Annotated in this window: 10 protein-coding genes; 1 reads left to right on the top strand and 9 read right to left on the bottom strand. The window is 36.0% G+C overall.

The window, feature by feature from the left end; all coding sequences use genetic code 11:
* The first annotated feature begins 53 nt into the window (after nt 1-53).
* Nucleotides 54-446, top strand: coding sequence for a hypothetical protein (locus tag EV145_RS07220; protein WP_133524545.1), 393 nt, complete (start codon nt 54-56; stop codon nt 444-446).
* A gap of 146 nt (nt 447-592) precedes the next feature.
* Here EV145_RS07220 and EV145_RS07225 read toward each other — a convergent pair whose 3' ends face one another.
* The 9 genes from EV145_RS07225 to EV145_RS07265 all read right to left on the bottom strand — a co-directional run bounded on the left by EV145_RS07225 (nt 593) and on the right by EV145_RS07265 (nt 16454).
* Nucleotides 593-2512 carry a sialate O-acetylesterase gene (locus EV145_RS07225; protein ID WP_133524546.1) on the bottom strand — a complete coding sequence of 640 codons (1920 nt, stop codon included), beginning with the start codon at nt 2510-2512 and terminating at the stop codon, nt 593-595.
* A gap of 428 nt (nt 2513-2940) precedes the next feature.
* Entirely contained in the window at nt 2941-4872 is a 1932-nt protein-coding gene (locus EV145_RS07230) for a RagB/SusD family nutrient uptake outer membrane protein (protein ID WP_133524547.1), read from the bottom strand.
* Nucleotides 4873-4883: 11 nt separating this feature from the next.
* Complete coding sequence (locus tag EV145_RS07235; protein ID WP_133524548.1) at nt 4884-7976, bottom strand: SusC/RagA family TonB-linked outer membrane protein; 3093 nt, start codon at nt 7974-7976, stop codon at nt 4884-4886.
* 555 nt (nt 7977-8531) lie between these two features.
* Nucleotides 8532-9506 (bottom strand): aldose epimerase family protein, encoded by a 975-nt coding sequence (locus EV145_RS07240; protein WP_133524549.1) that lies wholly within the window; start codon nt 9504-9506, stop codon nt 8532-8534.
* Between the two features lie 37 nt (nt 9507-9543).
* Nucleotides 9544-10200, bottom strand: a complete 657-nt coding sequence (fsa, locus tag EV145_RS07245; protein WP_133524550.1) for a fructose-6-phosphate aldolase — start codon at nt 10198-10200, stop codon at nt 9544-9546.
* A gap of 363 nt (nt 10201-10563) precedes the next feature.
* A complete protein-coding gene (gene xylA, locus EV145_RS07250) occupies nt 10564-11889 on the bottom strand; it encodes a xylose isomerase (protein ID WP_133524551.1) in 1326 nt (441 codons plus the stop codon).
* Nucleotides 11890-11897: 8 nt separating this feature from the next.
* Entirely contained in the window at nt 11898-13379 is a 1482-nt protein-coding gene (locus EV145_RS07255) for a xylulokinase (RefSeq protein ID WP_133524552.1), read from the bottom strand.
* Nucleotides 13380-13381: 2 nt separating this feature from the next.
* Nucleotides 13382-14392 (bottom strand): GntR family transcriptional regulator, encoded by a 1011-nt coding sequence (locus EV145_RS07260; protein WP_133524553.1) that lies wholly within the window; start codon nt 14390-14392, stop codon nt 13382-13384.
* A 325-nt stretch (nt 14393-14717) separates the two neighbouring features.
* Entirely contained in the window at nt 14718-16454 is a 1737-nt protein-coding gene (locus tag EV145_RS07265) for a glycoside hydrolase family 43 protein (RefSeq protein ID WP_133524554.1), read from the bottom strand.
* Between the last annotated feature and the right edge of the window lie 6 nt (nt 16455-16460).

Raw genomic sequence — 16460 nt, forward strand, 5'->3', positions numbered from 1 at the left:
TTTTATGAAAAAATACTAGTTGAAATAAAACTGAAAGCAGAACTCTTTTTATAATGAAAAAACTTTTTTTTATACTGCCAATGCTGTTTTTTGCGTCAGCAATTTTTGCACAAAGCCAAGATCCTTCATCGAAGCGTATTTTAGGAAATTGGTTTTCTAACACAAACCGAAGCACAAAATGGATTTTTACTCAGGACGGAAGAGTTTACAATTACGACAAAGACATCATGAAAGTGATGTACAAATATACGATATCGCACAGCTGTCAAAACAATTCTGATGATACCAGTGAATTTGTAACATTAAGAGACAAGGACGGAGATGAATATTGCTTTAAAATAAATGCTGTAAATGAAAACAAAAATGGTGTTTTATCGCTTACCAATATGAGCAATATGCAGCCACTTATTTTTGTAAACGATGTGAATTTAAAAATTGCGCAATAGTAGAGAAGAGGAAAGAGGAAAGAGGAAAGAGGAAAGAGGAAAGAGGAAAGAAGAAAGAAAGTTTTCTAGTTCTTATTTCTCTATCTCATAATTTTAAAAGAAAGAGCAGGATTTCATTGTTTGAGATCCTGCTTTCTTTTTAATCTTTAGTTTTCTAAACTTCCTTCAAAAGGCGAGGCGGGCAAATTCTCTTTATTATACAAATTTGCTTCAATTGGATTATCAGCCCATGCATATCTCACTTTTGTAGGTTTTGAAATAGTTTCATTCCAAACTTTAATTTTACTGCCTTCAATTGTTGCATTTGCCCAGACAAATTTACCGTCGCTTCCTGCAATTTCAAATCCTTTTAAAGTAGTGTTGTTTTTAGCTGTTAATCCGCTTCCTGTATCTGTAAAAGATAGTAAAAGCTGATTCCCTTTTTGTTCCATTGATTTAAAAAGCGGTCCCGAAGAAACTATATTTTTTTCTCCGTAAGCCAACTTTCTAGCTTGCAAAGCCAATCTTTTTCCGACATCATATTTATTTAAAGGATGAATATCATTCCATTCGCCTAAATCAATTGTAACTGCCATTCCAGTATTTGGAACTGCTAAAGTATTTTTTTGCTGTTGTCGCAACGCCGCCCAGTTGCTTTCAGCAGGTTCCGTTTTTGGTTCCATAAAATTAGTAAGCTGTACATATAAAAACGGAAAATCTCCTTGCTTCCACTCTGCTCGCCAACTTGTGATTAATGTTTCCATAAGCGCTGCATATTCCTGCGGTTTTTTAGTACTTGATTCTCCTTGATACCAAAGCACGCCTTTTATTGCATAGTTTTTCAAAGGTGCAATCATAGAATTATAAAGTCCGACAGGTTTCCATCTAATGAAAGTAGATGGTGGCAATGGAGCCATTTTTACTCCTAACTTGTATTTCCATTCTCCTTTCAAATCAAGTGAATCTTTATCTAAAATTAATTGATAGGGTTTATCTTCGACAAAACCGCCTTTTCCAGAATTATTGATTACTCTAATAGCAATTTCATTTTTTCCTTCTTTTAAAAACTTCGGATCAAAAGAATATTTTCTCGGTGGATACAAGTACGAAGTTGTTCCAACGAAATTTCCGTTTACATAAACCGAATCGGCATCGACAATTCTTCCTAAAATCAATTTTGCTGAAGAAGCTTTTAGATTTGATAATGTAACTTCTTTTCTAAACCAGACTGCACCGTTTGTATTTGCCAAAGTATGATCCGTCCAATATCCCGGAATATTCATAACTGGCCAGTCAATATCATCTAAATCAGCTTTTGACCATTGTTTTTTCAAACCTTCATCTTGACGATTTACTTCAGAATACCAGTCGGTGCTGATTTTTCTGTCGTTTGCTTCAATTTGTGCGCCTAAAGTTCCATCTTTAAATTTCTGATATTCCGCATCATAATCCGGAAATTTTTTAATGGCATCGGCACTAAGCCAAGATTCAGCCGGAGACCCTCCTAAAGCACTGTTGATTAATCCAATTGGAGTTTTGTATTTTGCATAAATTTCGCTTGCAAAAAAATAGGCTACAGCCGAGAAATTCAGAATATTTGATGCGTTTGCTTCTTTCCATTCCCCACTTGAAAAATCGGTGTTTTCTTTTGCAAAATCATATTGATCCGGCACTAAAAATTGTCTTATTTCTGAATTATTTGCTTTTGCAATTACATCGCTGTATTTGTCTTTTACGCGTTCCATAGGCAGTTCCATGTTTGACTGTCCCGAGCAAAGCCAAACATCGCCGAATAGAATATTCTTTAAAACAATTGTGTTGCTTGCTGTTAAAGTCATTTCATACGGCCCTCCAGCTTTTTGAGATGGCAAAGTAAGAACCCAATTCCCATCTTGGGAAGTTATCGTCTGAAACTTTTTTTTATTGAAGGTAATTTCAATTTTCTCATTAGGCGCGGCCCATCCCCAAATTTTCACAGGAATATCGCGCTGTAAAATCATTCCGTCGCTAATTAACCTTGGAAGTTTTATTTGAGAATATATAGTGCTGTAAAAAAGCACACTTATAAGAATTAATACTTTTCTCATTTTTACAATTTATTTTTCTGCTTAAATTCTGAAATCTTATTTAAATATAGTTAACCTGTTGGTGTAATTCGAAAAAATATTTTAACACATAGAAACATAGATTTTTCTTTTTTGGAGAAGGTAGTTGAAAGAAACTAGTTTCTAACACATAGTCTATGTTTGTTAATGTAAGTAAAACGTCTTTTTAAGGATGCTAAATCTATGTTTCTGTGTATTAAAAAATAACATCAAACAAGCTTATAATTATTCTCACTCACATCTGACGGCAAAAAGCCGAGAGGGCTCAACTCTCGGCTTTTTTATAAAACAAATTTGTTTGCAGTTCTAACCAATTTTGTAAAATAAAACACTTAGTTACAACTCATTTAACTTTATTGCTGCTTTAATTTGTTTATCATTTGATTTCGGGCAAATCAGGGTTTCATTTCCTAGTAGCCTGGATTCTGATACGCCGCTTTTTCAGAAGCTGTCATAATCATTGCATCAAATTGAACTTGAGGAATTGGTCGTAAATAATGGTACGGCTTAATATCTCTAGCAACTGTAAGTGGTGTATGATTTCCATAAGCTGGACCGCAAATTTGGTACGAACTTGAAAGTTCTGTCCATTTTTGAGTACGAAGCAAATCGTACCAACGGTATCCTTCACCATAATATTCACGTGAACGTTCTGCCAAAATATAATTAATATCAATAACGGCAGGTGTTGCTGCGGTCATTGCAGCACTATTATCAACTGACTTTGCTACATTTCCATTGTTGTCAAATCTCCATTTTCCAGCACGAGCACGTAAAACATTAACTAGTTCTCTTGCACTTTTCCCGCCTTGAGGCGCTGCTCCCATAACATTTGCTTCAGCAGCAATTAAATAAAGTTCTGATAATTTTGCAATATTATAAGGACGTGTGCTGGCTCCGTTTGGAGAACCAAGTCCAGTTCCGTTGTCTGTACGATAAGTGCCCAATTTCCATAAACCTGGGTAAATAATTCTGCTAATACCACTTGGAGCAATAACAAAATCAGATCTTCCTGGCAATACTCCTGCTCCAACAGCTCCACCTTCAGGCCCATTTCCTGCCGCATAAACAATAGCTGGATTTTCAGTATTTAAGAAGGAAAGCACTGCGCCTCCTGGGGCAACTGGCAAACCGTTTGCGTTATTTAAAGTTGGAGTTGTAATGCCCGCTTTATTCCAGTTCCCGCGATATACTGTTGTAAATGTTCCATCGTAACGAGAATCATTTGTTTTATCGGCAAATGTATTAGCAATTGCACCAATAGTTGGGCACATACGAATAAACGGACGCCCTAAGTGCTGCTCTGCTTCACGCTGTACTGAACTTACACCTGAACTTCTAATAACGGTATAGTTTGGCGTCATCATCCAAACAGCAAAATTTTCTGGAGCATTACCGTTCGAAAACGTTAGACTGCTTGCATTATAAAATTCGCTTTTTTCAGTGTGATCTGCATACAGTAAAATTTCACTATTACGGTCGTTGCTTCCTAGGTTTACGTCATAGTAAGTTGGCTGCAATGCAAACGAACCGTGGCTGTCAATTCCCGCCGCTGCCACATCATAAGCTTTTTGAAAATACCAAGCTGCATCGTGACCGTCTGGATCTACACGAGTAGTTTCAGGATAAGTTGGAATATTATTTGGATTTTTTAACCACCATGCATATGTCAAATATGCCTTAGCCAAATAAAGTCTGGCAGCAGTTTTAGTCACTCCTCCTTTTACTCTTCCCACATCTGGCAAATCATTTACTGATGTAACTAAATCAGGAAAAATAGCCTTTGTATAAACTTGTGGTACTGTATTTCTAACTGAAAATCTTGACGGACTTGTATTGAATTTAAGTTCACCTGCACCCAAATCTAATGGTACTCCTCCAAAAGTCTGAACTAACAGAAAATAATCAAATGCACGAAAGAATCTAGCTTCAGCAATCATTGCATTTGAAACAGTTCCTATTGCGGTAGCATTTTCGATAATACCGCTGGCCGTATTAATGTTGATGAATGCCGGTTGCCACAAAGCATCGGCACGACTTGAAGAAGGTGTAATCGATCCAACGCCAGAAAGGTCCATATCCTTAAAATTGGCATCGGCACTTTGTGCATATGTTGCCTCATCAGTTCCGGTTTCTGTTGTATTATAGTAATAACCTTGTCCGTAAATATATCGTAAATGAGCATACATTGAAGTTAATCCTCCCACAACTCCTTTTTCGGTTTTGAAATAGTCGGGAGTGTAAATACTGCGAGGCTCTTCTTCTAAAACATTAGAACATGCTCCCAGGAACAGCGTTATGATTGCTGTTGCCATAAAAGTTTTTATTTGTATAGGTTTCATTGTTATCTTTTTTAAAATGTTAAATTAAGGCCAAGCAAGAAGGTACGAGTTGAAGGAGTGTTTGTTCCTAATGTCAGTAAACGTCTTTTGTAAAAATCAGTTACTGCAGCATTTTCGTTACCATATGAGTTGGTTTCAGGATCCATACCCGTTTCTTTGTGATATGGTGAGTAGATTACGAATGGATTCTGCACCGTGCAGTAAAGACGAAATCTATCAACTCCTAAATCCTTAATGAATTTTTCAGTAATATTATAACCAAGGGTAATCGTACGGATTTTAGCATAAGAGGCATCAAAGTATCCTAAAGTAGACCCATATTTTGGATTGTCATTACTTGAAATTCCTCCTGGTCTTGGGTATTTTGCATCAGTGTTTTCTGGTGTCCAATAATCTACTTTTACGTTTCCTCTACGACCGCTTAACATATTTAAGTAACCAGTTGAAGAGTACAACGTACTAATAAGAACTCCTCCACTCTGGAAGGCACCAACCACACTAAGATCTAAATTTTTATACGCTACGCGAGTATTGAAACCCCCAAGGAAATCAGGATTTACATCGATGATTTGTCTGTCTGCAGGACCAATTTGTCTTGTTGGCGAACCGTCTGCATTAAACTCTCCGGTATATTTTACTTTAATCATACCAACATTTCCTCCTGGCTCATATTTTGTAAGATTTGCATCTCCTTGCTGCCAAAGTCCTACTTTCTCATAATCAAAGATTACATCAATTGGATGTCCAACAAACCACCAGTTGTTTTCATCTCTCGTTTGTCCTGAAGATAATGCTGTCAGCTTGTTTTTGTTAGAATAAAAGTTAACGCCAACATCCCAGGACCAGCCACTTGGATTATCGAATATTACTCCGTTAAGCGTAAATTCGTAACCTTTATTTTGAGTCTGTCCTATGTTTGCTGTGTAGCTTCCCACACCTGCCGTTGGAGGCAAACCTACACTTAATAAAATATCTTTTGTATCAGTAACATAATATTCAGCCGTACCTGTTAATCTATTTTTAAAGAAGCCAAAATCAATACCGTAGTTCATTGTAGTCGAATATTCCCAGCCTAAATCAGGATTTGGCAATGTTGATACATAATAACCTGTTGCATTTGTCTCTCCAAAATTGTACGGTCTTGAAGCTAAACTTCCTAGAGTAGAATAAGGAGCAACAGCTTGGTTAGAAGTTTCTCCATAACCGGCGCGTAATTTTAACTGATCCAGCCAAGAAAAATCTTGCATAAATGATTCGTTTTTAACATTCCATCCAACTGAAACTGCAGGATAAGTGTGCCATTGATGTCCTTTAGCAAGTCTTGAAGAAGCATCAGATCGCACTGTAGCTGTAAGCATATAGCGATTGTCATACGAATACATTGCACGTGCCATGTACGAAACCAATCCGCTTTGCTGATAATCTTGATTATCTGGATTTATGGAAATTTCTCCAGCTGCTCGACCTAAATTGTAAAATTGAAAAGCATCAGAAGGAATATCTTTTGCAGAAACTTGCGATTTATTATACGTTGTCTGTTCTGATGAGTACATCGCAACCGCATTCACCTGATGTTTTCCAAAAGTGCGATCGTATGTAAGCAAGTTTTGGATCGCCCAGTTCGTATTAAGTGTATTGGTAACAGAAGCCGTAGAAACGGTTGTTGGATTAATACTAAATACCCCTTCTCCGGTATATTGACCTCCATTAGTCGTACGGAAATTACCACCCAAATCGATGTGGAATTTCAAACCTTCAACACCTGGAATTTTCACTTCAGCATATAACGTGTTGTACGAACTATATGCTTTTGTCTGATCGATCCATTTATCGCCTAGATTATTTATTGTCTCTCTTGTATATACCCAGTTTTCATCTAATGGCATTTTCACAGTTCTTTTCAAAGAGCCATCTGCATTATACGGATTAGCTATAGAAGTCGTACTTAAAGTATTATAAAGACTTAAGTTGCCGCCGTTTGAAATAGAATAGTTATTATTAGTAGTGAAACCAACTTTAAAGTACTGTCCTATTGCCTGATCTACAGCAGCTCTCAATGTTATACGGCTGTAGTCCTGTCCTGGCACGACTGCTTCTTCTTTATAGTAACTAGTTCCAAAATTATAGTTGGCAGTTTCAGTACCGCCAGAAACACCTACATCATGATTGGTTACTAAACCTGCTCCAAACATTAAATCTTGCCAATCTGTATTTACATTATCAGCTTCATCTGCACCATTTGAATAAAGCGGAGCAGTTGATCCTGGAAGCGTCGCAATTTTACGTAAAGCAACAAATTCAGGTCCGTTCATCATTGGAAATTTAGCAAAAATAGTTTTCAAACCGCTGTAGGTATTATATGAAAACTTAGCTCTCTGTCCTTTTTGTCCTTTATTAGTTGATATTAAAATAACACCATTAGCCCCACGAGAACCATAAATCGCAGTTGCTGAAGCATCTTTTAAGATGTCGATACTCTTAATATTGTCTGGACTGATATCCCCAATTGATCCTGCAAACGGAATTCCATCTAATACAACAAGTGGATTGTTGTCTGCTGTTAACGAACGTGTACCTCTAATACGAATCTGCATTTCGGCACCCGGCTTAGACGATGTCTGGTTCAATTGCACTCCTGCTAAACGCCCTTGCAAAGCCTGTGTAATATTAGCCGATGGCACTTCACGAACTACATCTCCTTTAATAGAAGAAACAGAGCCCGTCACCGCCTCCTTTCGCTGAGTACCGTAACCAATAACTACAACTTCCTGCAGATTATTCTGATTTTCTTCTAAAACTGCATTTATTTTATTTTTTCCCGCAACAGGAATCTCTTTATCCTTTAAACCTAAAAAACTAAATACTAAAACTCCATTTGAAGGAACATTAGCTATAGAATAATTTCCGTCAAATCCTGTAACAGCAGTATTTTTAGTGCCTTTAACACTCACATTTACTCCTGGAATTGGCCCATTTGCATCAGATACAACTCCCGTTACTGTACTCTGAGCCGTGGCACTCACAGAAAACAGAAACATCAGGGATAAAAACCCCAGACATTTCAGGAGTTTTGATTTGCTTTTCATTGTAAAAAAGTCAGTCATAAAAATTGATTTAGATAATTAATATATGGTTTGAGTTAGTTGAAAATTAAGAAGCAAAATTGTGTGTTTTTTACAAGGTCAAAAAATAGGTCTTTTTGCATTTCTTTAACAAATATAAATAAAAATTCAAATAACACAACCGGTTGTGTATTATTTTTTTATTTATATCAAAAAAAATTATCACTTAAATTAAACACTAGATAATTTTAGAGCCAATTAATTAAACGATTAATAACAAAACTTCTTTTTCAACAAAACATTCAAGCCTATATTTACTGATTTTCAGCATTAACTAATAATTCTCTAAAACTCAATAAAATTGCAGGTAAACAGCATTTTAACATTAATAATACACACAAAAGATAAGTGTGTTTTAAACAATTAAAAAAGATAATTCAAATACCCCTATACAAATAATTTGCAACCGCAATACGATTTAAAACCAAGCTTTTATTTTATCCGAAAAAAGAGTCTTTTTTAACACAATCGCTTGCATAAAAAAACAAAAAAAGCTTCTTTTTTTTAAAAGAAGCTTTAGAATTTAAACAGAAAATATTATTTGAAAGTGAATGCAAAAACCATTTCATTTAAATAGGTTTCATTCGCTCTTAAAATTGAATTTGGAAAGTGTTTTTTATTAGGAGCATCGGGAAAATTTTGAGGTTCAAAACAAATGGCGGGAAACCTATCATATTGACTCTCATTTGAAAACGGCAAAACCGGAAATTCTTCAGGTGTGTAAACCACCATTGCAGGCTGATTCGAAAAAATATCCATATTGATACTGCTTTCTGAAGAAGACAAAGTCCCTTTCAGCTGTTTTTCATTAAATACAAAAGTATCGTCGTAACCATTAAAATCTTCTCTTTTAATTTTACTTTTTTCGTTTCTGTCAAAAGCAGTTCCTTTTGAACTATTCAATTTTCCTGTCGGAATCAATTGTGAATCAACATCTAGATGAAAATCACTGTTGATTTGCAATTCATGATCTAAAACAGAACCTTTTCCGTTTAAATTAAAATAAACATGGCTTGTTAAATTTACAGGAGTTGCGAGATCTGTTGTTGCCTTATACGTTATTTTTACTTCATTTTCTTGAGTAAGCTGAAACAGTACTTCAACATCTAAATTTCCGGGATAACCCTCTTCAAGGTGTTTACTTTTGTATGATAATATCACAAAATCATCAGCCACTTTTTTCACAGACCAAAACTTTTTAAAAAAGCCATTTTCTCCTCCGTGAAGATGCACTCCGTTTTGATTTTCAATTTTATAAACAACATCATCAATCGCAAATTCACCGCCAGAAATTCGGCCAGCATATCTGCCAATACTTGACCCTAAAAAGAGTTTTACATTTGAGTAAGGTGCCTCAAGATAATTTGAAGCTTCTTTCAAACCGGCGGCAACATCATAAATTTCTCCTTTTGCATTTTTAACTTTCAGCCCTATTACTGTTGCTCCAAAATTGGAAATTGTCATTTCCAGAGCGCTGTTATTTTTAATTGTAATTACCTCTAATTTTTCCATTTTGATGCTGTTAAACCCGGTGCTTTTTCAGAGAAAATTATAAATTCATTTTTTTAGCATCTTCTATAAATTGGTTCAAACCAATATCTGTCAGAGGGTGTTTCAACAAACCTTTAATAGCAGATAATGGGCCAGTCATAACATCAGAACCAATTTTCGCGCAATTGATTACGTGCATAGTGTGTCGCACCGAAGCCGAAAGAATTTGGGTATTGAAAGCATAATTATCATAAATTTCTCTGATTTCAGCGATAAGATGCATTCCGTCAGTTGACACGTCATCTAATCTTCCTAAAAACGGTGAAACATAAGTTGCCCCTGCCTTTGCTGCAAGAAGTGCCTGGCCAGCAGAAAAAACCAATGTAACATTTGTTCTGATTCCTTTATCCGAAAAATATTTGCAAGCTTTAATTCCGTCAGCAATCATAGGCAATTTTACCACAATTTGTTCGTGTAAAGCGGCAAGTTCTTCGCCTTCTCTGATCATTCCGTCAAAATCAGTCGAAATTACTTCTGCCGAAACATCACCGTCTACAATCGTGCATATATCCAGATAATGCTTCAAAATATTAGCTTTTCCTGTTATTCCTTCTTTTGCCATTAACGACGGATTTGTTGTTACGCCGTCTAAAACGCCTAAAGCCTGCGCTTCTTTAATATCTTCTAAATTTGCTGTGTCTATAAAAAATTTCATTGTTCTTTTGGTTTAAGTTAATAGTATTCAGTATACCTAAAATTCATGCAGTGCTGAATTTTCGATATCGATTAAAATGCATTATAATTAATTTGAAATAAAAAAGTAAAAGAAATTACTTGGAAGAAAGCAGAAAAAATCCTGCCCAAAAAATGAAATTAATTATATGACCGCCGCTGCTTCAATCAGCCGACGGCCATATTTACTAATTAATTTACAAAATTTTCTCTGGCGCATCAACTAACCTTCAAATATGCACCAGAGAAGAAAAACTACAAAAAACAATCTTCAATTTCGATTTTATCGTTCAAAGTAAAACCGAAAATTATTTTATGTCATGCTGCATTTACAGCCTTTAATCAATTAAATATATTGATTGATAATATTTTCAAACAATTCTTGTTTACCGCTCTGAAGTGTTAATTCTCCGTTTTGGTTTGCGATATCGTATAAATCTTTAAGTTTTAATTTTCCTTCTGCAAAATCTTTTCCTTTTCCTGCATCAAATGAACTGTATCTTTCTTTTCTTAATTTTTCATAAGGAGAAGAAGTGATGATTTTATCAGCAGTCAATAAAGCTCTTGCAAAAGTATCAGCTCCACCGATGTGCGCTAAGAAAACATCTTCTAAATCTGTAGAGTTTCTTCTGATTTTAGCATCAAAGTTAACTCCACCGCCTTGCAATCCGCCAGCTTTTAAGAAAACCAACATCGCTTCAGTAGTTTCTTGAATGTTGTTTGGGAACTGGTCTGTATCCCAACCATTTTGATAATCACCTCTGTTGGCATCAATACTTCCTAACATTCCTGCTTTTGCCGCAACTTCTAATTCGTGTTGGAAAGTGTGTTGTGCCAATGTAGCGTGGTTAACCTCAATATTGATTTTGAAATCTTTGTCTAAACCATATTCTTTTAAGAATCCAATTGCTGTTGCCGAGTCAAAATCGTATTGATGTTTTGATGGCTCCATAGGTTTTGGCTCAATAAAGAAAGTTCCTTTAAAACCTTGTGCTCTAGCGTAATCTCTAGACATAGTTAAGAATTGTGCCATGTGGTCTAATTCTCTTCCCATATCAGTGTTTAGCAAAGACATATAACCTTCTCTACCTCCCCAAAATACATAGTTTTCTCCATCTAAAGCAATTGTTGCGTCAAGTGCTAATTTTACTTGTCCTCCGGCTCTAGCTACTACATTAAAATCTGGATTTGTAGCCGCTCCGTTCATGAATCTTGGGTTTGAGAAACAGTTTGAAGTTCCCCAAAGCAATTTAATTCCAGATGCTGCTTTTTTCTCTTTTAAATATTCGGTAATGAATGCCAAACGTTTTTCTGATTCTGCGAAAGTTGCTCCTTCAGCGATCAAATCGTAATCGTGGAAACAGAAATAATCAAATCCCATTTTGCTGATGAATTCAAAAGCTGCATCTGCTTTATCTTTTGCAGCCTGATACGGATCTGATGACTGATCCCAAGCAAATTGCTGTGTTCCTGGTCCGAATGGATCGCTCCCTTGTCCGCAGAATGTATGCCAATACGCGATAGCAAATCTAAAGTGCTCACGCATTGTTTTTCCAGCCACAACTTGGTCTGGATTATAATATTTAAATGCCAATGGATTATCAGATTCCTTTCCTTCAAATTTAATTTGGCCAATACCTTTGTAGTATTCTTTATCTCCTAAAACTATCATTTGTTCTTTTATTTAGTTGTTAATATTAATTCTAATTCTTGTTTCCATTTTTTATAAGCCGCTTCATAAGGCGCTGCGTTGTGCAGTGGTAAAAACGTCATTACGTGATCGTTGTCACTAACATTAGCTCCAAATTTGCTATAATCACCGTCTTTTAAACCAACTGCTCTTGCTGCACCGACTGCTCCGGTTGTATTATAAATTTCAATTTCGTGGCCAATTAAAGTCGCCACAGTATTTGAGAAAATCTCCGAACGGAAAAGATTATCATTTCCTGCTCTTATGACATTAATCGTCGCATTATCATCTTTTAAGCATTCCATTCCGTACACAAATGAAAAAGCAATTCCTTCAAGAGAAGCTCTAAACAAATGGGCACTATTATGAATATTTAAGTTCAGATTTAAGAAATGTGTTCCAATGTTTTTATTGTTGAACATACGCTCAGCACCATTTCCAAACGGAATCACGACAACACCATCTGAACCAACTTCAACATTCGAAGCTTTTTCATTCATAGCCTCGTAACTTTCGTTCCCCATATTATTACGAAGCCATCTGTACTGAATTCCTGCTCCGTTAATATTCAAAAGTTTACCAATTCGAGGCGTTTCCAATTCGTAGTTTACGTGAACAAAATTGTTTACTCTCGTACTTTTTCCAGATGACATTTCGCTTACCGCATAAAAAACGCCCGAAGTACCACCCGTAGCCGCCACTTCTCCCGGATTCAAAACATTCAAAGACAATGCATTATTTGGCTGATCTCCTGCCCTGTACACAATCGGAATTCCTGCTGGAAGCCCAGATGCCGCCGAAGCTTGTTCCGTAACAACTCCTTGATTCGTAAAGTTCTCAACAATTTGTGGTGTCAAAGACTGATCGATTCCGTAATAATCCAAAAGCCAGTCGGCCACTTTATTTTCTTTATAATCCCAAAGCATTCCTTCAGACAAACCGTTTTTGGTCGTCGTTACTTCGCCTGTTAATTTCAAAGCGATGTAATCTCCCGGAAGCATGTATTTAGCAATTTTCTTGTAAACTTCAGGCTCATTTTCTTTCACCCATTTTAGTTTTGAAGCCGTAAAATTCCCTGGCGAATTCAATAAATGTTCCATGCACTTTTCTTCCCCAATTTCGGCGAAAGCCTTGTTTCCAATTTCAACCGCACGGCTGTCACACCAGATAATTGAATTTCTAAGCGCATTCCCAGCTTCATCCACAATCACCAATCCGTGCATTTGATATGAAATACCAATTCCTTGAATTTTTGATGCATCAATATTAGCTTCACGAATGGCTCTTTTGGTTGCCGTACAAATGTACTGCCACCAAATTTCAGGGTCCTGCTCTGCCCAATCTGGGTGAATAGAAAGGATTTCCATTTCGTTCTGCGGTTCATTTAAAACGATTACTTTTTTGCCTGTTTCTGCTTCTACCAAGGCTGCCTTGACAGAAGAACTTCCAATATCATATCCGATATAATACATACTTACAATGATTCTCTTATTATTAATTTTGTCGGCACATAACACTGCGTTTCTTCGTCATGCGTAATAAATGCCGCTGCTTTGGTTCCTATTTCTTTAAAATCAGTTGACACAACCGAAATTCCTTTATATATAAATTTCTTCATTGGCGTTTCGTTATACGACAAAAACCCAACGTCTTTTCCGGGTTCAAAATCTTTCTCTTTGCATTGCTCTAAAAAATACCCTAAAATCCTGTCACTTACACTGATATAAGCGATTCCTTTTTCAATATTGAACTTTTTAGGATCTGTAATAATCTCATATTCAAAATTGAAATCGGCACAAAATTTCTTGAAAAACTCCACCGTTTCATACGGATGATTCGTAAAATCCGGATAAACAAATTTTATTTTTTTATACTTTTTAAACAAATCCACCGCTTCGATTAAAGCGTTATAAAAAGCTTTTCCAAAATCCTGAAAAACATAATTACTAGTTTTATCAGCCTGAATATTCCAGTCAATCAAAAGCAATTTATCACTCGAAATTGCCGACAAAGTGGGAGCAATATCTGCATGATCAAAATTCATCACCACATATTTATAATACTTCCCAATTCCGTTATTTATGATCGTCTTAAAAACATCAATATTATAATGATGAAACTGCACATCAATAATCACATTCTCAGGCAAATTATTTACAACCGAATGATACAAAACCTCTTTATATGCCTTGAAAGTATCTAAAACCAAAAGCACTTTTCGCGTTTCGCCTGCCACATAATATCCTTTATTGGGCACCGAATCAATCACATTTTGATCCTTCAAAATGCTGTACGCCTTAAAAACCGTATCTCTCGACAGCTGATTATTTTTGCAAATCGCATTTACAGACGGCAGCAAATCGCCTTTCTGCAAAATATTCTCTGCAATCGCATTATTAATCCCATTTACCAACTGCTGGTATTTCGGAATATCACTATCATGATTTATTGTAAATACAAATTTTTCTTGTTCTTCGTTTAGCATACTGTTCCGTTCTGTTCTGGTATGCTAAAATAAGTAAATTTCTTTTACAAAAAATTCTTTTTGACATTAAAATTGTTATTTTTTTTAGCTGTTTTATTCTAATAATTTGGGCGTGCCCCTCCGGGTCGGGCTATTCGTTGCAAGTCCTCGCACTTCCTTCGTCAGGCTCCGGGCTTTCCACTGCTATCCCTCACGCAAACCGGTTTCAAAAGACACATTCTTGTCATTGCGAGGAACGAAGCAACCTCACTTGCTATTTCAATTCGTGCTTCCCGTTATGAGATTGCTTCGTTCCTCGCATGACAAAGCTGGATGTATATCTTCATTAAAAATGCTCATTCGACGCATACATCGCCAAATACGTCCCCACAAATCCGCCCGCTTCTTTTGTACTTAAAATTGATCCGTCAACGTCTTTGATTAACAAATTCCACTTTTCTTTTTCCTTCGTTTTAAAATAAAAACTATACAATTTTCGGTTTCCTTCAATTTTTACAAATAATACTTTATCAGTATCTAAAAGCTCTTTTTTTGCAATAATTTCGGGCTTTCCGTTATTGATTTTACCTGCTGTTTTTTCTACAAAAACTTCTAATTTATTAGCAGTATTGAGACGTTTTCCAACTAAAAAATAATGCTTTTCATTTTGAAAGGCAGTCAAACCTGCAACCGTCAAATTATCTTTTGGATTAAACTCCAATTTTACAGAGGCTTCAAATTTCAAATGCTGTTGTCTTCTCCCAATAAAAGAAAAATTGGTTTCTGTATGAATCGATTCTTTTCTTGGCTTTATTACTAATTTCCCGTTAGTTAATTCATACCATTTTTCAGAAGGCGTTCTGATGAAATTCCATTTTAAGCCCAATTCCTTCGAATCAAAATTATCTTGCCATGTAAAATTCCCATTATTCGGTTCTATTTTTTCTTTTGAAAGAGGAAGATTCGGACGCTTATTTTTCATCGGAAGCGGTTCGTTCCCTCCTTTAATTTCTGGCCAGCCGTTTTTCCATTCAACCGGCATCATAAACGTTTCTCGTCCAGTATTGTATAAATCGCCTTCATAAGGTCGGCATCCCAAAAATACAGCCCACCAATCACCGTTTGGCAATTCTACAAAATCAGCATGACCAGTAGTCGAAACTAAATTTTTACGATTCGGATCTAAATGCGACTGCGTCAAAATCGGATTTGAAGCATAACTTTCATAGGGACCATAAACATTCTTACTTCTAAAAACAACTTCTGAATGATTAAAACCTGTTCCGCCTTGTGCGCAAATCATATAATAAAATCCGTCTTTTTTAAATACGTGCGGACCTTCAATCCAAACTGGCTTTTTAGCCATATCAGTTCCGCCATTAATAACTAATTTCGGTTCTGTTATGATTTTCTGTTTTTCCAAATCATACTCCAACATATAGATGGCGCGATGTCCATCGTGAAGCGAAATATTATTTGGCGGAGGTCCGTTGTGCGTCATATAAACCTTTCCATCTTCATCAAAGAAAATATCCGGGTCGATTCCATTAACTTCAGGAAGTTTAATTGGATTTGACCAAGGTCCAGCTGGATTTTTAGCCGTTACGACAAAATTACCGACACCACTAACATTGGTACAAATGACATAAAAAATGCCTTTATTATATCGGATTGTCGGTGCGTACATACCGCCTGATAATCTAGAATTTCCAAAATCAGCCTGTTCACGACGGTTTATGATGTTTCCTATTTGCTTCCAGTTTACCAAATCTGTACTTTCAAAAATGGGAAGACTTGGAAAGTAACAAAAAGAAGAATTTACCAAATAAAACTTTCCGTCTGCACTGCAAATTGTGGGATCTGGATAAAATCCAGCCAAAATTGGATTTAAATATTCCTCTTCTGATTTCGAAATAGCAACATACGCATCTTCTTTTCCTTGATAATTAAACCAGTCAAAAACAGCAACATTTTCTTGAACAACCGGTTGTGGTTTCAGGAAAATTTTTTTACATGCCATTACACTAACCATAGAAAAGGTTAACACTGTAATTTTTAAACTAGCTGTTTTTAAGTCAATCATCTTCAG

Source organism: Flavobacterium sp. 245 (genome assembly GCF_004362055.1).
Taxonomy (GTDB): Bacteria; Bacteroidota; Bacteroidia; order Flavobacteriales; family Flavobacteriaceae; genus Flavobacterium.

Bases quoted from the DNA above. Each gene is read 5' to 3' on its own strand.
- EV145_RS07265 (WP_133524554.1), bottom strand. From the start codon at position 16,454: ATGATTGACTTAAAAACAGCTAGTTTAAAAATTACAGTGTTAACCTTT.
- EV145_RS07225 (WP_133524546.1), bottom strand. From the start codon at position 2,512: ATGAGAAAAGTATTAATTCTTATAAGTGTGCTTTTTTACAGCACTATA.
- EV145_RS07230 (WP_133524547.1), bottom strand. From the start codon at position 4,872: ATGAAACCTATACAAATAAAAACTTTTATGGCAACAGCAATCATAACG.
- EV145_RS07240 (WP_133524549.1), bottom strand. From the start codon at position 9,506: ATGGAAAAATTAGAGGTAATTACAATTAAAAATAACAGCGCTCTGGAA.
- EV145_RS07220 (WP_133524545.1), top strand. From the start codon at position 54: ATGAAAAAACTTTTTTTTATACTGCCAATGCTGTTTTTTGCGTCAGCA.
- EV145_RS07255 (WP_133524552.1), bottom strand. From the start codon at position 13,379: ATGTATTATATCGGATATGATATTGGAAGTTCTTCTGTCAAGGCAGCC.
- EV145_RS07235 (WP_133524548.1), bottom strand. From the start codon at position 7,976: ATGACTGACTTTTTTACAATGAAAAGCAAATCAAAACTCCTGAAATGT.
- EV145_RS07260 (WP_133524553.1), bottom strand. From the start codon at position 14,392: ATGCTAAACGAAGAACAAGAAAAATTTGTATTTACAATAAATCATGAT.
- fsa (WP_133524550.1), bottom strand. From the start codon at position 10,200: ATGAAATTTTTTATAGACACAGCAAATTTAGAAGATATTAAAGAAGCG.
- xylA (WP_133524551.1), bottom strand. From the start codon at position 11,889: ATGATAGTTTTAGGAGATAAAGAATACTACAAAGGTATTGGCCAAATT.